This window comes from Nonomuraea sp. NPDC054003 (assembly GCF_055585125.1).
In genome coordinates, this window is the sequence record NZ_JBVJKR010000021.1 from 51,884 (window position 1) to 71,094 (window position 19,211).

The window sequence follows — 19,211 nt, forward strand, 5'->3', positions numbered from 1 at the left end:
TTGTGAACCGATGCACAAAGTCAGCGCTCTGGCAAGGGGCGCTACGGTGGGTGACATGCATCGCATCACCCTCATCGGCAAGCCTGGCTGTCACCTGTGCGAGGACGCCCGGGAGATCATCGCCCGGGTCGCCGGCGAGCTGGGCGTACCGTGGTCCGAGGTGAACATCGAGACCTCCGACGAGCTGCGCGAGCGCTACTGGGAGATGATCCCGGTGACCCTGGTCGACGGTGTCCAGCACGACTTCTGGCGTGTCTCCGAAGACCGGCTGCGCGCGGCCCTGGCCGACTAGAACATCACCGTCTAGAACATCACTGTCGGCAGCGGCACGACCTTGGCCGCGCTGATGTCCAGCTCGATGACGTTGGTGGCGAGCACCATCGCCTGACGCTCGCTGACGAACCGCTCGACGTGCGGCTGGCGCTGGTGGTCGCGGTAGGCCACCTCGTCGCGGTAGATCTCGTAGACGATGCGCTGCAGGGGCGCCGACTTGACCGCGTGGCAGGCGTACACCAGCGTGTCGGGCTCGCCCCTGCGCACCGCCTCGACGGTCTGCTCGGCCAGCCGGTCGAACGCGGCGCCGGCGCCGTCCATGAGCGTGAAGACGGTGAGCATGCCGTAGATGTTCGGCGACAGTCTCCCGGAGGAGCCCTGCCCGGCCGGCTGGGCAGCGGGCTGAGCGGGGGGCTGGGCGGGGGGCTGGAGGGTGGGCTGCGGGCCGGTCACCGGCACGCGCGGCGCGAACACGTCGGCCCCCGGGTAGAAGGCGCCGGTGGCGGGCCCGTCGGCGGCCATCGGCGAGGACTGGGGCGGCCTCGCGTGGTCCGTGCGGCCGTTCATCACGTATCCGGTCGAGGGGCCGGCGTCGGCCGGCGGCATGCGGGCCGCGTAGCCGGTCTCGGGCGGGCCCATGCGCCCGGTCTCCCCCGTGGACGGGCCGCGGTCGCCCGGCGTCATCCGGGCCGCGTAGTCGGTCTCCCCGGTCGCTCGGTACTCGGCCACCAGGTCGCCCAGCCCGGACCGGCGCGGCCGCGGCGGGACCTGGGCGTGCCCCTGCGGGCTCGCGGTGACGGGCTCGGGCTCCGTCCTCCGCCCCACCGGCCGCCGCTCCTCCAGCGGCTCGTCGTCGAAGTCGTCGTCGTCCTCGTACGGGGCCAGCGGGCGCAGCACCGTGTACCAGATCGCGGCGGCGGCGACGATCAGCAGCACGGTCGTGAACACGCCGGGCACCGAGAACCGCATCGCGCCCACCAGGGCCAGCCCGGACGGCACGACGACCAGCGACGCGTGCAGGTTGTCGGTGTCGTACTCGTCGCCGTCGCGCCACCGCAGCGCGGCGATCACCACGCCGGCCGCCATGATCAGGGCGGTCAGCACGTGCGCGCCGATCAGCAGGTAGTGGGGGAATATCGCCCAGTGGTCGCCCCCCGTGGGGAGGGTCTTGCCCATCTCGTCGGAGATGAGCGGGTCGACCATGAGGATCACCGAGGCCGTGACCGTGTAGGCGATGCCGAACAGCCACGCCACGAACCTCGGCGGCGTCTTCTCCGCCAGGAGCTGAACCAGCCCGACCGCCATCCAGAGCGGCGCCACCAGCGACCCGGTCAGCTGGTAGATCCTGAACGTGGCGGCCCCGAACCCGACCAGATGTCCGATCCCGATCACGCCGAGTGACAGGCACAGCGCCGCGGCCGCGACGGTCCAGGCGATCAACCAGCCCTCTGGCTCCTCACGCAGCCGCCTGACCAGGGCGCCGGTGGCGATGGCGGCCAAGAGCGAACCTGCGAAAGCGATGACGGCGACGAGGATCTCCATGGTGTCTCCCATGCTGCCGGACAAAGCCTCCGAGCCGGTAGCCGAAGAGGGAACGGGTTGGACCACACCGTATCTGCCGCTTACTGGAAGTCATGCCATGGGCAAGTGGATTGTGCAATTTCCGGTTGATTTCTAGAGTGTTCGAGCACGCCGCACCCTTACCCGTAGGGATTCCGGATGCCTGACTCATGGCCGTTCTCCGGGTTGCTCGCGCCGGCCGTCGCCGCGCCCGCCCGGACGACCGAGCCTGACGTGCGCGAAAACCGTGACACGACCGCCGCCGACGACGACCTGCGCACCCTGGTGCTGCATGCCAAGACCGGAGATTCGGACGCCTTTGGCACGCTCTACGACCGATATGTGGACCTCGTCTACCGCTACATCTATTTCCGGGTCGGCTCCCACCCGCTCGCCGAGGACCTGACCAGCGAGACCTTCCTGCGCGCGCTCCGCCGGATCACCGACTTCACCTGGCAGGGCCGCGACTTCGGCGCCTGGCTCGTGACGATCGCCAGGAACCTGGTGACCGACCATTACAAATCCGGCCGCTACCGGCTGGAGATCTCCACCGGCGAGGTGCTCGACGTCCCGCTCGACGGGGCCCACATCCCGGAGAACGCGGTGGTGAACGCCATCATCAACGACCGGGTGCTGCGCGCGGTCCGCGATCTCAATCCGGAACAGCAGGAGTGCGTGGTGCTGCGTTTCCTGCACGGCCTGTCCCTCGCGGAGACCGCGCTGATCATGGGGAAGAAGAGTGGAGCGATCAAAGCGCTGCAGTTCCGGGCCGTGCGCGCGCTGGCCAGAGCGCTCAAGCACGACCTTGCGTAACCCGCTGCCACGCACCGTCGTTAGGCAGGTGTCACGGCAACGCCGCCAGGCGTCGAGGGAGCGGTCATGAACAGGGCGCGCAGATCGCGCGAACGGGTGCTCGGCCATCTCACCGAGCTGAGCGGGCTCCCGCTCGGCGGTGGTCCCGACCCGGCCTTCCGCGAGCGCCTGCGCGCCGATCTCGCCTCCGCCGACCGTGCCTCCTCCCGTGCCGCCTCCCGTGCGGTCTTGCGTGCCGCCACGCCCGCCTCCGGCCCGCCGCCGCGGCGCGGCAGGCACGCGCACCGGCGGCCCCGGCGCAGGCGCCCCTGGCTCGGGCAGCTCGCCTCCGCCGGGGTGGCCGTCACCATGATGGTGTCGATGATCTCCACCTACCGGGCGGTGCCCGGCGACACGCTGTACCCGCTCAAGCGCGCCGCCGAGAGCACGCTCGTCCGTCTCAGCACCGACGACGTGGTACGGGCCGAGCGCGAACTGGTGTCGGCCAACACCCGCGCCAGGGAGGTCGCCCAGCTGCTCGGCGAGGCCGGCGAGGGGCCCCTGGTGGGCCGGACGCTCAAGGAGATGGAGCAGTCGACCCGCGCGGGCGTCACCCGGCTGGAACGGGCCGAACCCCGCTCCCCCAAGATCAGCGAGTTCGCCGAAGAGCAGAAGAACATGGTCGAGCCGATGATCGAGCAACTCGACGGTGACGAGCACGACCAGGCCGTCGGGTACCTCGACTACATCGAAGGTCTCGTGCCCCCATCTGGGTAAGCTGAAGCGCATGTGGCGGGTAATACGACGACGGCACGGTGCCCAGGCCGAGATCGCCGGCGAGGCCGCGGCGGCGGCAGCGGTCGTCGTGCCGCCGGCCGAGCCCGATCTGGAGGCGGCGGCCTTCTTCGACGTCGACAACACCATGATGCGCGGCGCCTCCATCTACCACTTCGCCAGGGGCCTGGCCACCCGCGGCATGTTCGACACCGGCGACCTGTTCAAGTTCGCGATCGGCCAGGCGGCGTTCCGGCTGCGCGGCAGCGAGAACCCCGAGCACATCGCGGTCGCCCGCGAGACCGCGCTGGCGTTCGTCGCGGGCGCGAAGGTCGACGACGTGGTGCGGCTCGGCGAGGAGATCTACGACGAGGTCATGGCCGACCGCATCTGGGCCGGCACCCGCTCGCTCGCGCAGAGCCACCTCGACCGCGGCCAGCGCGTGTGGCTGGTGACCGCCACCCCCGTCGAGCTGGCCCGCGTGATCGCCCAGCGGCTGGGCCTGACCGGCGCGCTCGGCACCGTCGCCGAGACCAGCGAGGGCGTCTACACCGGCCGGCTGGTCGGCGACCTGCTCCACGGCCCGGCCAAGGCCGAGGCGGTGCGCGCGCTGGCCCGCCGCGAGGGCCTCGACCTGACGCGCTGCACCGCCTACAGCGACTCCTCCAACGACCTGCCGATGCTGTCGCTGGTCGGCAACCCGGTGGCCATCAACCCCGACAGCGAGCTGCGCGAGCACGCCAAGAAGCACGACTGGCCGATCAAGGACTTCCGCACCGGCCGGAAGGCGACGCTGACCGCGCTGCCCATCGCGGCCGGGCTGGGCGCGGTGGCCGGCGGGGTCGCCGCCGGCATCGCGCTGCGCAGACTCTACCGCGACCGCTAGCGCAGCGAGGCGAACAACTTCTCCGCCTCGGGCTGCTTCCAGGCGATCCTGTTCCGGTCCTCCGGGTGGGGGATCCACGGCACCGTGACCAGCTTGACGGTGCTGTCGTGCAGGCTCATGGCGATCCCGATCATCCGTTCGACGTCGAGCTCGGTGTCGGTCGTGACCGAGTCGGCCACCACGGACGCCAGCGTCTTGAGCTTGGCGGGCTCGTCCAGGACCTGCCCGGCCTTCTTCGCCATGGCCCGGATGACGGTCTGCTGGCGCTTGATCCGGGCGATGTCGGAGCCGTCGCCGACGGAGCGCAGCCGCATGTAGCCGACGGCCCGCTCGCCGTCCAGCAGGCTCTTGCCCGCCGGGAGCGTCAGCTTGGCCTTCGGATCGTCGACGGCCCGCTTCAGCGTCACCTCGATGCCGCCGAGCGCGTCGACGAGCCGCCCGAACCCGGCGAAGTCCACCTCCGCCATGTGGTCGATCCGCACGTCCGTCAGGCTCTCCACGGCCTTCACGGTGCAGGTCAGCCCTCCCCTGTTGTACGCGGAGTTGATCAGGTCGGTGCGGGCGGGCGCCGATCCGCAGGCGGGGAGCTGGACGAGCGAGTCGCGCGGGATGCTGACCGCCGTGGTCCGCTTCCTGTCGGCGGGCAGGTGCAGCAGGATGATCGAGTCGGTGCGCCCCTTGTCGTCGGCCATGCGCGGGGCCGACCCCTTGTCGGTGCCCACCAGCAGCACGTTCAGCGCCTCCGTCACCTTGGCGGGTCGCGCTCCCACCGGATGCTGCGCCGTCCGCCGCAAGTCCCCGAGCAGCAGCGCCGGCACCGCCACGGCGGCGACCGTGGCCACGGTGGCGACGGCGACCAGCCCGGCGGCCAGCCAGCCGAACCACCGGCGGCGCGGCCGGCCCTCCACCGCGCCCAGCAGCCGCTCCCGCTGGCGCACCAGCGTCGCCGGGGGTTCGTGCTCCAGCCGCCTGCCGAAGTCCCTGAGCAGCTTGAGGTCGTCCATCGTCACTCCTCTCCCAGCATCGGATTGGTGTCGCCGAGCGCCGCGCGGACCTTCCGCCTGCCCCTGTTGAGGCGGGAGCGCACGGTGCCGATCGGGACGCCGAGCGCCCGCGCGGCTTCCTCGTACGTGAGATCGCCCCAGGCGATGAGCAGCAGCACGTCGCGGTCCTTGGCGGGCAGCGCGGCCAGGGCGCTGGCGAGCCCGGGACCGGCGGCCTGCGCGGTCACCCCGGCGGCCACCCGGTCGGCCGGCGACTCCACGTCCGGTTCGACGGGGGCGCGCCGCAGGGCCCGGTAGCGGGCGGCCTCGGTGCGGTGGTGCCGGGAGACGAGCTTGGTGAGGATGCCGAACAGCCACGGCCTGGCGTCCGCGTGGGCGAGGTCGTAGCTTCCTCGGCGGGAGAAGGCCACCAGGAACGTCTCGCCGACGAGGTCCTCGGCGGGACCGCCGGGGCCCAGGCGGCGCGAGACGTACCTGTAGAGCATGCCGGAGTAGCGGTCGAACAGCTCGGCGAAGGCCTCGGGTTCGGTCAGCGAGGCGCTGATGAGCTCGGCGTCCGCATCCCGGGTGGCGGGTTGAGTGATCATCTCCGCCCTTCTGTGGGGGATCGGTCGGAGATGTCTTGCCACAACCCGCCGTCCGGGTTCACGCCGGGCGGCCGTCGCTAGAGGAAGGGCGGGAAGGCGTGGCCGCGGCGCAGCCTGAGCTGGTCGAGCATCTGCTGGATGACCTCGCGGACGCGGTCGGTGAGGTTGAACACCAGCATCGGGTCGTCGGCCGCGCCGGGATCGTACTCGTCCGTACGGATCGGCTCGCCGAACTCGATCAGCCACTTCGACGGCAGCGGCACCAGCCCGAGCGGGCCCAGCAGCGGGAAGAACGGGGTGATCGGCACGTAGGGCAGCCCGAGCAGCCGCGGCAGGAACGGCACCTCGCCGATCTTCGGGTAGATCTCCTCCGAGCCCACGATCGCCGTCGGCACGATCGGCACCCCGGCCCTGATGGCGGAGGCGACGAAGCCGCCGCGGCCGAACCGCTGCAGCTTGTAGCGCTCGGAGAACGGCTTGCCGACGCCCTTGAAGCCCTCGGGGAACACCCCGACCAGCTCGCCCTTGCGCAGCAGCCGGTCGGCGTCCTCGGGGCAGGCGAGCGTGTGGCCCGTCTTGCGCGACAGGTGGCTGAGCAGCGGCAGCTGGTAGACCAGGTCGGCGCCGAGCAGCCGCAGCGCCCTGCCCGCCTCGTCGTGCAGGGCCACCTGCATCATCAGCGCGTCGACCGGGAGGGTGCCGGCGTGGTTGGCCACGACCAGCGCGCCGCCCTCCACGGGGACGTTCGCCACCTCCAGCGCCTCGACCCTGAACCAGTGGTGGTAGATCGGCCGCAGCAGCTCCAGCAGCACCTTGTCGGTCAGCTCGGCGTCGTAGCCGAACTCGTCCACCTCGTAGTCGCCGGTCAGCCGCCGCCGCAGGAACTCCAGCAGCCCGGCGAGCGGGCCGTCGTCGCCGGCGTCGCGGGGATAGGACGGGGCGGCGCTGATCGGGACGACCGTGGCGTCCTCCGCCTCGTGGGGAACGCTCACCAGCGGGCACCTCCGACGGCGTGCAGCCCCCGCGAGCTCAGGAAGTCGTCGAACGCCGCCGCGGTGGTGAACTTGGGCCGCCAGCCCAGCTCCGACTCCAGCGCGCCGGTGTCGACCGCGCGGCCGTGGCGCATGAGGCGGAGCTGCTCGGGCGAGTACTCGACCAGCCCGGCACTGCGCGCGACGTTGCCCAGCAGCTGGAACGCGGGCGACGGCATCGCCAGGGCCGGCCGCCCGGCCCGGCGCACGCACTGCGACAGCAGCAGCACGCCGGCCCCGGCCACGTTGAACGTGCCGGGGTGGTCTTCGGTCGCCGTCCGGCGCAGCACCTCGACCGCGTCATCCTCGTGGACGAACTGCAGCCGCGGGTCGAAGCCGAGCACCGTCGGCAGCACCGGCTGGGTGAAATATCGGGTCAGCGGCGAGTCGACGCCCGGCCCCATGAAGTTGACGAAACGCAGCAGCGAAACGCTGACGTCGGGACGCCGGCGCGCGAAACCCCGCACGTAGCCCTCGACCTCCACGGCGTCCTTGGCGTAGCCGTGGCTCGGGCTGTCGGGCGGCTCCAGGTCCTCGGTGAACACCGCGGGGTCACGGGGCGAGGAGCCGTAGACGGCCGTGGTGGAGCGGACCACCACGCGCCGCACGGTCGCCGACCGCTGGCAGGCGCCGAGCAGCTGCATGGTGCCGATGACGTTGTGCTCTTTCATGGCTGCCCGGCCGGTGCTCCTGGACGGAGCGCTCACCAGGCTCATGTGCACGACGGTGTCGACGTCGGCGGCCGCGAACACCCCGGCGATGTCGGGGCTGCGCAGATCCACCCGGACGAACTCGGTCCGGCCGAGGGGGATGCCGCCGTCTCGGGTGAGCGAGGGGGGCGGCACGGTGTCCACTCCGATGACACGGCTGATGTCAGGATCGGCGGCCAGAACGCTCGCCACCCGGGCGCCGATGTGGCGCGAGACCCCGGTGACGAGCACGGTGTGGGTCATCTGCGCCTCGCAGCTGCGTCGTCTACTTCTTGTTACGCCGCTGGATGCGCGTCTTCTTGAGCAGCTTGCGGTGCTTCTTCTTGGCCATCCGCTTGCGGCGCTTCTTGATCACAGAGCCCACGGGACCCCCAGGTCTTGGTAGCACGTCGAAAACAGCGTGCGAGCGCACGCAGGCTCACAGACTACCGGCGATCCATGGTAGATCGCCCCTTGGGGGTGAAAGCCCGGCCGCGCGCCGCGGCCGGGTCTCTCCCGCGACTGCATTCACGGCGTGCCGCGGCACACCGCTACTCGTGACTCATCCGGCCTCGATGTAGGCCTCGCGAAGATAGTCGTGCACCGCCTGCTCCGGCACCCGGAACGAGCGGCCGACACGGATGGCCGGCAACTCTCCCGAGTGCACCAGTCGGTAGACAGTCATCTTCGACACTCGCATGACTGTGGCCACTTCAGCCACTGTCAGGAACTTCACCTCACTGAGAGGTCTTTCGCCTGCACCCATCGGACGCCTCTTCCGCACGTGTTTCCGGGTTATCCCCACTGGTGCCATTGCTCACGCACGTGTACTGCTGTCAGCGTAAGTCGGGACTCCGAGTGCGCAAACCCCCTAGTTTCTCAGCCGATGGATCCGCCTGTCAGGCGAATCCGCGAAAATGCTGGCCAGCCGCCCTCTTCAGCCGCCCGCACACCCGTTGGACCTGTCCAAACGGTCACCTATAAGAGTCGCCCACGCCTCATCAAAAGTTGGCAAAGTGACAGTGAGTCCCTGGGAATGCAGGGGCGAAACGACGGTATGAGGATGACCGATTTCAACTCATAGGGCAGCTGTGACTCGTGTGACGAGGCGCTCCGTGAGCGGTGCGTAGTAGCGGGGTAGCACGTTGTCGTCCAAAGGCACCACCACTTCGATCTTGCCCTCGGCCTCTCCCACGAAGAGGCCGGGGTCGTTGCTGTCGGCGAATGCCACAGTGGGCACTCCCGCCTCTCCCGCTGCCCCTGCCCACCCGTGGTCGGCGATAACCAGATCGGGCCGCTCGTCTCCCAGCTCGGCCAGCATGTGCTCCATCGGGGCCGCGTCGTGGGTGTGCACGAACGCGCCCTTGTCGTCGAGCATGGCCACGTCGCCGAGATAGCGGAGGCGGCGCGGGCGGCCGAACCCGGACCCCGCGTAGGTCCAGCCCTCGGCCGGGCACAGCAGCGTCGCCCCGCGCTCCAGCGCCAGCCGCGCCAGCGGCAGGTGGATGGCCAGCAGCCCGGTGGGGTGGCCGGTGGCGAACAGCAGCCGCGAGCCGGGCCGCGACAGCGCGGCGGCGATCCGGTCGGCCATGGCGTCGAGCGCGTCGACGGTGAGGTCGGGGTCGATCGTGTCCTGGCCCCAGCGGTGGCCCGGGTCGGCGACCACGCCCGCGGCCTTGGCCATGAGCGCGAGCACGTCGCGGAAGCGCCACGGCTGCTCGAACGTCAGCCCCAGCATGTAGTAGGGGTCGCGGTTGGCGAGCGAGCTGTAGTGGTCCAGGTTGTTCTCGCGGGAGGTCGCGACCTCCCCGGCGATGCGGGTCTGGACGAGATGCTCGCGGAGTCGATCGCGGCTCAGCACTGGTCTTCCTTAGGGCATCGGATCGAGGCCGTGCAGCGGGAACACCGCGTTTCTGGTCGCCATGATCGCACGGTCGATGGGGTCCGCTGGATCATAACCACCGGATAGATCCTGGAATTCCGGGGTCCGTCCGTCGGTCATGGTCAGCGGCGGCAGCTCGCCCGTGCGCTCGCGTACGAGACGCCGCCAGGCCTCGCTGGTCGGCGTGGCCGGGTCGATCGGGTGGCCGGCGACCTCGGCGATCAGATGGGTCCACACCCGGGGCACCACCTGCACCAGCTCGTAGCCCCCGCCGCCGGTCGCGATCCAGCGGCCGCCCGCCGTCTCGTGCGCCAGCCGGTGGAGGTAGGCGTAGGCGGTGCGCTGGCCGTCGACGCTCAGCATCAGATGGGCGAGCGGGTCGAGCGCGTGGCTGTCGCAGCCGTGCTGGGTGACCAGGATGTCGGGCCGGAACTCGCGCAGCAGCGGCGGCACCACCGAGTCGAAGGCGCGCAGCCAGCCGGTGTCGCCGCAGCCCGCCGGGAGCGCCACGTTGACGGCGGTGCCGTCGGCGCCGGTCTCGCCGGGGAACCCGGTGCCGGGGAAGAGCGTGCGCGGGCTCTCGTGCAGGCTGATCGTCAGCACCCGCGGGTCGTCGTAGAACAGCGCCTGCACGCCGTCGCCGTGGTGGACGTCGACGTCCACGTAGGCGACACGGCCCGCGCCCTGCCGCAGCAGCCAGGCGATGGCCAGGGCGGGGTCGTTGTAGACGCAGAACCCGCTGGCCGTGGCGGCCATCGCGTGGTGCAGCCCGCCTGCCACGTTGACCGCGTGCCCGGCCGTACCCTCCCAGACCGCGCGGGCGGCGGCGAGCGAGGCGCCGGCGATCAGCGCGGACGCCTCGTGGACGCCCGCGAAGGCGGGGTTGTCGGAGGTGCCGAGCCCCGCCGACAGGTCGGGCCGGCCGGTGGCCGAGACGCGCTTGACGGCCTCGATGTAGCCGGGGTCGTGCACCATCGCCAGCTCGTCGTCGGTGGCGGGCGCGCACGGCGCGACCTCGACCTTGTCGAGCACGCCGAGCTCCCTGGCCAGCGCCATCGTCAGCTCGACCCGGACGGGCGCCAGCGGATGGTCGGGGCCGAAGTCGTAGGAGATGAGGGCGTCGTCCCAGATGACCCGCGCCGGCTGGCTCATGCATGCTCCCGTTTCCCTCGCCTTGAGGTGACGTTACCGCAGCGTCAACGGCAGGCGTCCAGACACCTCCCCCGGCAATGGCGGAGAAAATTCCGTAACATCGGATCATGGGCGTTCGGCAGCGGGCCCGGGACGCGTGGTTGTTCTTACGATGCCCACGGGTCTTCGACGTCACGCTCGTGGTCGTGCTCGCCGTGCCGGGGGTCGTCGCCGCCCTCGCCATCTGGCTGACCCGGGGCGAGGGCCTGATCTTCGCCACGCTCTACCTGATCACCGTCCCGGTCCTGCTGATGCGGCGCGATCGGCCGGTCCTGACCGCCGCCCTGCTGCTCGGGCTGGACATCACCGCCACCTTCCTCGGGGTCGCCTCCGGCAGCCCGATCCTGCTGATCGGCCTCTACAGCCTGGGCCGTTACCTGGACGGGCGCAGGGCCGCGATCGCCGGCGGCGCCGGCGCCCTCCTGTACGCGGCCGCGCTGATCCTCGTGGCCAGGCCGTCCCCGGCGGCCGACCCTCTGGGGATCCTGCTGGCGGGCCTGTTCACTGTCGGGATTCCGGTAGGGCTGGGCCAGTTCGTCCGGATCCGCGCGGAGCTGCGCGAGCGGGCGCAGCGGGAGGCGGCCGACTCGGCGGTGCGGGCCGAGCGGCGGCGCATCGCCCGTGAGCTGCACGACGTGGTGGCCCACCACCTGAGCGTGATCAACGCGCTGGTGGGCGGCGCCAGGGCCACGCTCCCGCCGGAGCAGGAGGTCGCCCGTGACGCCCTCCAGGGCGCCGAGCAGACGGCCCGCCAGGCGCTGGCCGAGATGCGCCAGCTCCTCGACGTGCTGCGGGCCGACGGCGGCGGCGGCGCCGACGCGGCGACCGGGGTGGGCACCGACCGGCTGCCCGCGCTGGTCGAGGAGGCGGGGACCGCGGGGCTGCCCGCCCGCCTGACCGTGCGGGGCGAGCCGGTGGCGCTGCCCACCGCGGTCGACCACGCGGTCTACCGGATCGTGCAGGAGGCGCTCACCAACACGCGCAAGCACTCGGTGGGCGCCCGAGCGACCGTGCGCCTGTCGTACGAGAGCGCGGCGATCGAGGTCGAGGTGCTCGACGACGGCGCGTCCAAGCAGCCGGCCGCCCCGGCCGGGTTCGGGCTCGGCGGCATGGCCGAGCGCGTGGCGCTGTGCGGCGGGCGGTTGTCGACCGGCCCCCGTGAGGAAGGCGGTTTCCGCGTGCACGCGCGCATCCCCCTGGAGAAGACGTGATCTCTGTGTTGCTGGTGGACGACCACGCGCTGGTCCGCAAGGGCTTCCGGCTGATGCTGGACGCGCAGCCGGACCTGACCGTGGTGGGCGAGGCGGGCGACGGCGCGGAGGCCGTGCGGCTCAGCGCCGAGCTGCGGCCCGACGTGGTGGTGATGGACCTGCACATGCCCGGCCTGGACGGGGTGCGCGCCACGGAGCTGATCATCGGCGGGCAGCCCGGCGTGCGGGTGCTCGCGCTGAGCACCTTCGACCTGGACGAGAACGTGGTCGCGGCGCTGCGCGCGGGCGCCTGCGGGTTCCTGCCCAAGGACGTCTCGCCGGAGGAGCTGGTCGAGGGCGTGCGGGTGGTGCACAGCGGGGAGGCGGCACTCGCGCCCCGGCTGCTCACCCGGCTGATCGGCACGTTCGTGCGGGCTCCCGAGCCCCGGCGCTCCGCGTCGCGCGGGGCCGGCAGGCTGGACGCGCTCACCGACCGCGAGCGGGAGATCCTGACGCTGATCGCGCGCGGCCTGTCCAACGCGGAGATCGCCGCCGGGCTGGGCGTCTCCCCGTCCACGATCAAGAACCACGTGACGAGCCTGTTCGCCAAGATCGAGGTGCGCGACCGCGCCCAGGCGGTGATCGTGGCGTACGAGGCCGCGCTGGTCAGCCCGGGAGAGTAGGACCACGGTCCTATGGGGCCGGGCCGGAACCGTACCTCGGGCCGACGATAACGATCTTCAGGGCGATCATGCTGGGTCCATGACCGCGATTCGGGCAACCAACCTGAGCAAGCGCTACGGCAAGACCATGGCGGTGACCGACCTGTCGTTCGACGTGGAGCCCGGCCGGGTGACCGGGTTCCTGGGGCCCAACGGCGCGGGCAAGTCGACGACGATGCGCATGGTCCTCGGCCTCGACCACCCGTCGGGCGGGTCCGTGCTGGTCGACGGCAAGCCCTACCAGGAGCTGCGCCACCCGCTGCGCAAGGTGGGCGCGCTGCTCGACGCCAAGGCCGTCCACGGCGGGCGCAGCGCCCGCAACCACCTGCTGGCCATCGCGCAGAGCAACGGCATCCCGGCCGCCCGGGTCGAGGAGGTGCTGGAGCTCGTCGGGCTGGGCAACGTCGCCGGACGCCGCGTCGGCGGCTTCTCGCTGGGCATGTCGCAGCGGCTCGGCATCGCCGCGGCCCTGCTCGGCGACCCGGAGATCCTGCTCTTCGACGAGCCGGTCAACGGGCTCGACCCCGACGGCATCCTGTGGATCCGCACGTTGATGCGCGGGCTCGCCGCCGAGGGCCGCACGGTCTTCGTCTCCAGCCATCTGATGAGCGAGATGTCGCAGACCGCCGACCATCTGATCGTCATCGGCAAGGGCCGGCTGATCGCCGACACGAGCGTGCCGGAGTTCATCGGGCGCAGCTCGCAGGGCTACGTGCTGGTGCGCTCGCCCCGGCTGGCCGAGGTGGCCGAGCTGGTCAAGGTGGGCGAGCTCCACACCGACCACCTGCGGGTGACCGGGGTGTCGCCGCTGGAGATCGGCACGATGACCGCCAGGGCGGGGCTGCCGCTGGAGGAGCTGACGTTCGTCAAGCCCTCGCTCGAAGCCGCCTACATGGAGCTCACCAAAGACAGCTTGGAGTACACGTCATGACCGATGTCCTCCGGTCCGAGTGGACCAAGATCCGATCGGTGCGGTCCACGCTGTGGACCCTCGCCACCACCGTCGTGCTGATGCTGGGCGTCTCCGCCCTTCTCAGCGCCTCGGTCAGGAGCACGGCCGACGGGCCGGTCCCGGGCGAGCAGGCGCTGATCGTCAGTTTGCAGGGCGCGTCGCTCGCCGCGCTGGCCATGGCCACCCTGGGCGTTCTGGTGATCTCCGGCGAATACCGCACCGGGGCCATCCGCACCTCGCTGATGGCCGTGCCCCGGCGGATGAGCCTGCTGACCGGCAAGATCGTGGTGTTCACGGCGGTCTCGCTGGTCGTCTGCCTGCTCGCGTCGGCCGGCGCGATCGGCGTCGGCTTGGCGATCTTCCAGCCGGCCTCCGTCGAAGCGGGCGAGGTGGCGCGGTCGGCGCTCGGGTCCTCCCTCTACCTGACCGCGTGCGGGCTGTTCGGGCTGGGGCTGGGCACGCTGATCCGGCACACGCCGGGCGCGATCGTGTCGGCCATCGCGCTGATACTGGTGCTGCCCCCGCTGACCACCCAGCTCCCCGGCGAGTGGGGCAGGACCGTGTCCGAACACTTCACCACGAACGCCGGCGCGCTGATCGTGTCCGGCCAGAGCACCGGCTCCCTGGGCCCGTGGAGCGGGTTCGCGGTCTACCTCGTCTGGGTCGCCGCGGCCATGCTGGCGGGCGCCGTGCTGATGCGGCGGCGCGACGCCTGACCTCGGGTCAGCCCGACGCGAGCTCGCGGCCCCGGTCGCGGGCCGCTTCGATGGCCGCCAGGAAGGCCGCGCGCACGCTGTGGCGCTCCAGCTCGGCGATGGCCGCGATCGTGGTGCCGCCCGGGGAGGTGACCGCCTCGCGCAGGATCACCGGGTGCTCGCCCGAGTCGCGGAGCATGACGGCCGCGCCCACGATCGACTGGGTGACCATGTCGAGCGCCGCCGCCCGGGGCATGCCCAGCAGGATCCCGGCGTCGACCATGGCCTCCACCAGGTAGAAGAAGTAGGCCGGCCCGCTGCCCGACAGCGCCGTGGCGGCGTCCTGCTGCGACTCGGGGATGCGCAGCACCTTGCCGACCGGCCGCAGCAGGTCTTCGGTGCGCCGCAGATGGTCCTCCCCCGCGTACGCGCCCGCGGAGATCACGCTCATCGCCTCGTCGAACTTGATGGGCGTGTTGGACATGACCCTGACCACCGGCGTCTCGTGCCCCAGCCGCTGCTCCACGAAGGCCGTGGTGATGCCGGCCGCGGCGCTGATCACCAGGCGGTCGGCGGGCAGGTGGGGGGCGATCTCGTCGAGCAGCGAGCCCATGTCCTGCGGCTTGACCGCCAGGATGAGCGTGCCGGCCGACTTGGCGGCCTCGGCGTTGGAGACGGCGCGCACCCCGTAGGTCTCGGCCAGCGCCCGCGCCCGCTCCGGCCGGCGCACCGTGGCCAGCACGTCGCCCGGCTTGAACCCGGCCCGCAGCATCCCGGACAGCAGGGCCTCGCCCATCTTGCCGGTGCCGAGAATCGCGATCATCAGATGCCCCTCACGCATTAGACGCCGGTCGCAGCCTACCGGCGTCTCCGGTCAGCCCCGCGACAGCAGCGACCGGGCGAAGAACGCCAGGTTGGCGGGGCGTTCGGCGAGCCTGCGCATGAGGTAGGCATACCAGTCGGCGCCGTACGGGACGTAGACCCGCATCCGGGCGCCCTGCGCGGCCAGCCTCTCCTGCTCGTCCGGGCGCACCCCGTACAGCATCTGATACTCGAACCCGTGGTGGTCGCGCCCCTCCAGCACGGCCAGGGTGGCGGCGATGCCGATCAGCCGCGGATCGTGGGTGGCGACCATCGGATAGCCGGTGCCGCCCATCAGCACCCTGAGGCAGCGCGCGTACGAGCGGTCGATGTCGGCCGCCGAGGTGTAGGCGCCCGGCGCGGTGTAGGCCCCCTTGCACAGCCGCACCCTGGCCCCGTCCAGCTTGACGCAGCGCTCGGCCGAGTCGCGCAGGTAGGCCTGCACCACCACGCCCACGCCGGGGTGCTCCTTGCGCAGGGTGGTGTGGATGGAGTGGAGGCCGGGGATGGTGTCGTGCTCCTCGGCGTCGAGGGTCAGCGTGATGCCCCGCAGCGCGGCGGACTCGCAGATGGTGGCGGCGTTGTCGAGCGCGAGCTGCTCCGACAGCCGCAGCCCGAGCGCGGTGAGCTTGACCGACACGTCGGCGCCTTCGGGCAGCACCCGCAGCAGCTCCAGATAGGCCCGGACGGCGCCCTCCGCCTGCGCCCTGTCGTGGACGTCCTCGCCCAGATGGTCGACGGTGACGAGCAGGCCCCTGCGGGTCAGCTCGGCGACCGTGCGGGCGATGTCGTCGGCGACGTAGCGCCTGACCACGTCGCGGGTCAGCGGCGAGGTGGAGATGACGCGCTCGGCGCGCGCGCTCCGGGAGACGGCGAGTAGAGCCTGACGCAGCACGGCTCAACACTACTCACCGCGCCTGCGCCTGCCGCCCACTCCGGTGTCGCCGTACGGCCTGATTTCCCAAGAGACCTTCACAACGAGGTCAACCGGCTGAACCGGAGGCCTGTCACATCCGTCGTAGGGGTTATGCGCACAGCGACAGCGACTCTCATCGCCGGATGTCTGGTCCTCGCCGCCGGGTGCGGCGCCGAGCGGCCCGCCGAGCAGGCCGCGTCCCCCGGGCCTGACACGCCGGTGTCCAGCACACCCGTGGCCGACGTGGTCACGACCACCCCGCCGGCCACGCCCAAGCCGGTCAAGCCGACGGGCGACGCGCTCAACCCGCGCAAGGTGCGCTTCACCGAGGCGACGCCGGTGTCGAAGGGGCGCCAGGTGCGGCTCACGTGGTGGTCAGGGGTGGAGCCGTGCACGGTGCTCCACCGGGTGAAGGTCAAGGAGACGAAGAAGCGGGTGACGGTCACCCTGTACGAGGGCACGTCGCCGAAGGCGAAGAACGTCTCCTGCATCATGATCGCCATCGAGAAGAGCACGACCGTCAAGCTCAAGTCCCCGCTGGGCAAGCGGAAGATCGTGAGCGGCGTATGACGGGGTAAGCGGGAACCCCTAGGGGAGATCTCAGGGGAACAGAACGCCCTTGTCAGGGGTTGAGTCGAGTACGCTCAAGGCGTTTGACAAAGCACGCCTCCATTCGTAGGTTGAGCGTAACCGACTCAACTTTGACTACAAGGACGTACTCATGGCACGTGCGGTAGGTATCGACCTGGGGACGACCAACTCCGTCGTCTCGATTCTCGAGGGCGGTGAGCCCACCGTCATCGCCAACGCGCAGGGCTCGCGGACCACGCCGTCCGTGGTCGCGTTCGCGAAGAACGGCGAGGTCCTGGTCGGCGAGGTCGCCAAGCGACAGGCCGTCACCAACGTGGACCGGACGATCCGGTCCGTCAAGCGGGAGATGGGCACCAACTGGTCCCAGGAGATCGACGGCAAGAAGTTCTCCCCGCAGCAGATCAGCGCCTTCGTCCTGCAGAAGCTCAAGCAGGACGCCGAGGCCTACCTGGGCGAGAAGATCACCGACGCGGTGGTCACCGTCCCGGCCTACTTCAACGACGCCCAGCGCCAGGCCACCAAGGAGGCCGGCACGGTCGCGGGCCTCAACGTGCTGCGCATCATCAACGAGCCGACCGCGGCCGCGCTCGCGTACGGCCTCGACAAGGAGGAAGACCAGACGATCCTGGTCTTCGACCTGGGCGGCGGCACCTTCGACGTGTCCCTGCTCGACGTCGGCCAGGAAGACGGCCACGGGTTCGTCGAGGTCAAGGCCACCAGCGGCGACAACCACCTCGGTGGTGACGACTGGGACCAGCGCGTCGTCGACGAGCTCGTCAAGCGCTTCCAGAACGCTCACGGCGTCGACCTGTCCAAGGACAAGATGGCCCTCCAGCGCCTGCGCGAGGCCGCGGAGAAGGCCAAGATCGAGCTGTCGGCCCAGTCCGAGACCTCGATCAACCTGCCCTACATCACCGCCTCCTCCGAGGGCCCGCTGCACCTCGACGAGAAGCTGACCCGCGCCGAGTTCCAGCGGCTCACCGCCGACCTGCTCGAGCGCTGCAAGGGCCCGTTCCACCAGGTCATCAAGGACGCCGGCATCAAGGTCTCCGACATCGCCCACGTGGTGCTGGTCGGCGGCTCGACCCGGATGCCCGCCGTCACCGACCTGGTCAAGGAGCTGACCGGCGGCAAGGAGCCCAACAAGGGCGTCAACCCGGACGAGGTCGTCGCCATCGGCGCCGCCCTGCAGGCCGGTGTGCTCAAGGGCGAGGTCAAGGACGTCCTGCTGCTCGACGTGACCCCGCTGTCGCTGGGCATCGAGACCAAGGGCGGCATCTTCACCAAGATCATCGAGCGCAACACGACGATCCCGACCAAGCGCTCCGAGGTCTTCACCACGGCCGAGGACAACCAGCCGTCGGTGCAGATCCAGGTGTTCCAGGGCGAGCGCGAGATCGCGGCCTACAACAAGAAGCTGGCCACGTTCGAGCTCACCGGCATCGCGCCGGCGCCCCGCGGCATCCCGCAGATCGAGGTCACCTTCGACATCGACGCCAACGGCATCGTCAACGTCTCCGCCAAGGACCTGGGCACGGGCAAGGAGCAGACGATGACGATCACCGGCGGCTCCGCGCTGCCGAAGGACGACATCGACCGCATGATGCGCGAGGCCGAGTCGTACGCGGAGGAGGACCGCAAGCGCCGCGAGGAGGCCGAGGTCCGCAACAACGCCGACGGGCTCGCCTACCAGACCGAGAAGTTCCTGCGCGAGAACGACGACAAGGTCCCCGGCGACATCAAGACCGAGGTCAACGACGCGCTCGCCGAGCTGAAGAAGGCTCTGGAGGGCACCGACACCGACACGATCCGCAACTCGGCGGAGAAGCTCGCCACGGTCAGCCAGAAGATGGGTTCGGCGATCTACGCGCAGAGCCAGGGCCAGACCGCGGGCGGCCCCGAGGGCGCTCCCCAGGACGCGTCCGCCACCCAGGAGCAGAAGGCCGACGACGACGTCGTCGAGGCCGAGATCGTGGATGACGAGCCGAAGAAGGACAAGTGAGGCCGTTGCGTGAGAACGGGCACGAAGAGCCGGTGATCCGCGACAACCGCAAGATCGACCCGGAGACGGGGGAGGTAAGGGTGCGAGCCGAGAACGATTCGGCCAAGCAGGACCAGCAGCAGGCGCCGGCGGAGTCCGCTCCGGCCGACGCCGAGCTCCAGGCCCAGCTGGACGAGCGGACGGCCGACCTGCAACGTGTTCAGGCCGAGTACCAGAACTACCGCCGTCGCGTGGAGCGCGACCGGGTGGCCGTGCGAGAGCAGGCCACCGCCAACGTCCTCTCGGAGCTGCTGCCCGTGCTCGACGACATCGGCAGGGCCCGCGACCACGGTGAGCTCACCGGCGGCTTCGCGGCGGTGGCCGAGTCGCTGGAGGCGGTGCTCACCAAGCTGGGGCTCAGCCCGTTCGGTCAGAAGGGCGACCCGTTCGACCCGGTGATCCACGAGGCGCTGATGCACAGCTACTCGCCCGAGGTGACCGAGCCGACCGCGGTCGAGGTGCTGCAGCTCGGCTACCAGATGGGCGACCGGGTGCTGCGCCCGGCGCGCGTGGCCGTGGCCGAGCCGGGCGACTCACCCGCGTCCGATGACGACGACAACTGACGAGGACGAAG

22 protein-coding genes are annotated in these 19,211 nt (G+C 71.0%); 11 read left to right on the forward strand and 11 right to left on the reverse strand.

Annotation, left to right across the window (positions count from 1 at the left end; translation table 11 throughout):
- The first annotated feature begins 55 nt into the window (after positions 1 to 55).
- Positions 56 to 292, forward strand: coding sequence for a glutaredoxin family protein (locus tag ACZ6YG_RS39550; protein WP_271274780.1), 237 nt, complete (start codon positions 56 to 58; stop codon positions 290 to 292).
- 11 nt (positions 293 to 303) lie between these two features.
- Here the strand turns inward: ACZ6YG_RS39550 and ACZ6YG_RS39555 are convergent, their stop codons facing one another.
- Positions 304 to 1,815 carry a putative quinol monooxygenase gene (locus ACZ6YG_RS39555; protein ID WP_466020794.1) on the reverse strand — a complete coding sequence of 504 codons (1,512 nt, stop codon included), beginning with the start codon at positions 1,813 to 1,815 and terminating at the stop codon, positions 304 to 306.
- Positions 1,816 to 1,992: 177 nt separating this feature from the next.
- Between ACZ6YG_RS39555 and ACZ6YG_RS39560 the strand changes: the two genes are divergently transcribed.
- The 3 genes from ACZ6YG_RS39560 to ACZ6YG_RS39570 all read left to right on the forward strand — a co-directional run bounded on the left by ACZ6YG_RS39560 (position 1,993) and on the right by ACZ6YG_RS39570 (position 4,285).
- The gene (locus ACZ6YG_RS39560; protein ID WP_148036347.1) at positions 1,993 to 2,646 is read left to right on the forward strand and encodes a sigma-70 family RNA polymerase sigma factor; all 654 of its coding nucleotides are present in this window, start codon (positions 1,993 to 1,995) and stop codon (positions 2,644 to 2,646) included.
- Positions 2,647 to 2,712: 66 nt separating this feature from the next.
- A complete protein-coding gene (locus tag ACZ6YG_RS39565) occupies positions 2,713 to 3,402 on the forward strand; it encodes a DUF5667 domain-containing protein (protein WP_271274778.1) in 690 nt (229 codons plus the stop codon).
- Positions 3,403 to 3,412: 10 nt separating this feature from the next.
- Positions 3,413 to 4,285: an HAD family hydrolase gene (locus ACZ6YG_RS39570; protein ID WP_148036345.1), complete on the forward strand. Its 873-nt coding sequence runs from the start codon at positions 3,413 to 3,415 to the stop codon at positions 4,283 to 4,285.
- On the opposite strand, the gene ACZ6YG_RS39575 is transcribed toward ACZ6YG_RS39570, so the two are convergent.
- From ACZ6YG_RS39575 to ACZ6YG_RS39610, 8 genes are all read right to left on the reverse strand, one after another.
- Positions 4,282 to 5,289 carry an LCP family protein gene (locus ACZ6YG_RS39575; RefSeq protein ID WP_466020795.1) on the reverse strand — a complete coding sequence of 336 codons (1,008 nt, stop codon included), beginning with the start codon at positions 5,287 to 5,289 and terminating at the stop codon, positions 4,282 to 4,284. The two genes, ACZ6YG_RS39570 and ACZ6YG_RS39575, sit on opposite strands and share 4 nt — an antisense overlap.
- 2 nt (positions 5,290 to 5,291) lie before the next feature.
- Positions 5,292 to 5,876, reverse strand: coding sequence for an RNA polymerase sigma factor (locus tag ACZ6YG_RS39580; protein WP_148036343.1), 585 nt, complete (start codon positions 5,874 to 5,876; stop codon positions 5,292 to 5,294).
- Between the two features lie 77 nt (positions 5,877 to 5,953).
- Complete coding sequence (locus ACZ6YG_RS39585; RefSeq protein WP_466020796.1) at positions 5,954 to 6,868, reverse strand: lysophospholipid acyltransferase family protein; 915 nt, start codon at positions 6,866 to 6,868, stop codon at positions 5,954 to 5,956.
- Positions 6,865 to 7,860, reverse strand: a complete 996-nt coding sequence (locus ACZ6YG_RS39590) for an NAD-dependent epimerase/dehydratase family protein (RefSeq protein ID WP_466020797.1) — start codon at positions 7,858 to 7,860, stop codon at positions 6,865 to 6,867. Before ACZ6YG_RS39590 ends, ACZ6YG_RS39585 begins: the two co-directional genes overlap by 4 nt.
- A gap of 22 nt (positions 7,861 to 7,882) precedes the next feature.
- A complete protein-coding gene (locus ACZ6YG_RS39595) occupies positions 7,883 to 7,981 on the reverse strand; it encodes a 30S ribosomal protein bS22 (RefSeq protein ID WP_018654693.1) in 99 nt (32 codons plus the stop codon).
- A 177-nt stretch (positions 7,982 to 8,158) separates the two neighbouring features.
- Positions 8,159 to 8,362 (reverse strand): helix-turn-helix domain-containing protein, encoded by a 204-nt coding sequence (locus tag ACZ6YG_RS39600; RefSeq protein ID WP_026214222.1) that lies wholly within the window; start codon positions 8,360 to 8,362, stop codon positions 8,159 to 8,161.
- A 312-nt stretch (positions 8,363 to 8,674) separates the two neighbouring features.
- Positions 8,675 to 9,457: a phosphatase gene (locus ACZ6YG_RS39605; protein WP_466020798.1), complete on the reverse strand. Its 783-nt coding sequence runs from the start codon at positions 9,455 to 9,457 to the stop codon at positions 8,675 to 8,677.
- Between the two features lie 9 nt (positions 9,458 to 9,466).
- Positions 9,467 to 10,630 (reverse strand): acetoin utilization protein AcuC, encoded by a 1,164-nt coding sequence (locus ACZ6YG_RS39610; RefSeq protein WP_466020799.1) that lies wholly within the window; start codon positions 10,628 to 10,630, stop codon positions 9,467 to 9,469.
- 107 nt (positions 10,631 to 10,737) lie between these two features.
- On the opposite strand from ACZ6YG_RS39610, the gene ACZ6YG_RS39615 reads away from it, so the two are divergent.
- From ACZ6YG_RS39615 to ACZ6YG_RS39630, 4 genes are all read left to right on the forward strand, one after another.
- Positions 10,738 to 11,880, forward strand: a complete 1,143-nt coding sequence (locus ACZ6YG_RS39615; RefSeq protein WP_466020800.1) for a sensor histidine kinase — start codon at positions 10,738 to 10,740, stop codon at positions 11,878 to 11,880.
- Positions 11,877 to 12,542: a response regulator gene (locus tag ACZ6YG_RS39620; RefSeq protein ID WP_271274773.1), complete on the forward strand. Its 666-nt coding sequence runs from the start codon at positions 11,877 to 11,879 to the stop codon at positions 12,540 to 12,542. Before ACZ6YG_RS39615 ends, ACZ6YG_RS39620 begins: the two co-directional genes overlap by 4 nt.
- A gap of 79 nt (positions 12,543 to 12,621) precedes the next feature.
- The gene (locus ACZ6YG_RS39625) at positions 12,622 to 13,512 is read left to right on the forward strand and encodes an ABC transporter ATP-binding protein (RefSeq protein WP_148036336.1); all 891 of its coding nucleotides are present in this window, start codon (positions 12,622 to 12,624) and stop codon (positions 13,510 to 13,512) included.
- Positions 13,509 to 14,249 (forward strand): hypothetical protein, encoded by a 741-nt coding sequence (locus ACZ6YG_RS39630; RefSeq protein WP_466020801.1) that lies wholly within the window; start codon positions 13,509 to 13,511, stop codon positions 14,247 to 14,249. Before ACZ6YG_RS39625 ends, ACZ6YG_RS39630 begins: the two co-directional genes overlap by 4 nt.
- A 7-nt stretch (positions 14,250 to 14,256) precedes the next feature.
- Here the strand turns inward: ACZ6YG_RS39630 and proC are convergent, their stop codons facing one another.
- Both proC and ACZ6YG_RS39640 read right to left on the reverse strand, forming a co-directional pair.
- Positions 14,257 to 15,051, reverse strand: coding sequence for a pyrroline-5-carboxylate reductase (gene proC, locus ACZ6YG_RS39635; RefSeq protein WP_148036334.1), 795 nt, complete (start codon positions 15,049 to 15,051; stop codon positions 14,257 to 14,259).
- Between the two features lie 51 nt (positions 15,052 to 15,102).
- On the reverse strand, positions 15,103 to 15,984 hold the full coding sequence (locus ACZ6YG_RS39640; RefSeq protein ID WP_148036333.1) for a proline dehydrogenase family protein: 882 nt from the start codon (positions 15,982 to 15,984) through the stop codon (positions 15,103 to 15,105).
- Positions 15,985 to 16,116: 132 nt separating this feature from the next.
- Here ACZ6YG_RS39640 and ACZ6YG_RS39645 point away from each other — a divergent pair, with 132 nt between their 5' ends.
- The 3 genes from ACZ6YG_RS39645 (at position 16,117) to grpE (ending at position 19,200) form a co-directional block, all read left to right on the forward strand.
- Positions 16,117 to 16,575, forward strand: a complete 459-nt coding sequence (locus ACZ6YG_RS39645; protein ID WP_148036332.1) for a hypothetical protein — start codon at positions 16,117 to 16,119, stop codon at positions 16,573 to 16,575.
- A 151-nt stretch (positions 16,576 to 16,726) separates the two neighbouring features.
- Positions 16,727 to 18,598 carry a molecular chaperone DnaK gene (dnaK, locus tag ACZ6YG_RS39650; protein WP_148036331.1) on the forward strand — a complete coding sequence of 624 codons (1,872 nt, stop codon included), beginning with the start codon at positions 16,727 to 16,729 and terminating at the stop codon, positions 18,596 to 18,598.
- Positions 18,595 to 19,200, forward strand: a complete 606-nt coding sequence (gene grpE / locus ACZ6YG_RS39655) for a nucleotide exchange factor GrpE (RefSeq protein WP_219544827.1) — start codon at positions 18,595 to 18,597, stop codon at positions 19,198 to 19,200. Before dnaK ends, grpE begins: the two co-directional genes overlap by 4 nt.
- Positions 19,201 to 19,211 lie beyond the last annotated feature (11 nt).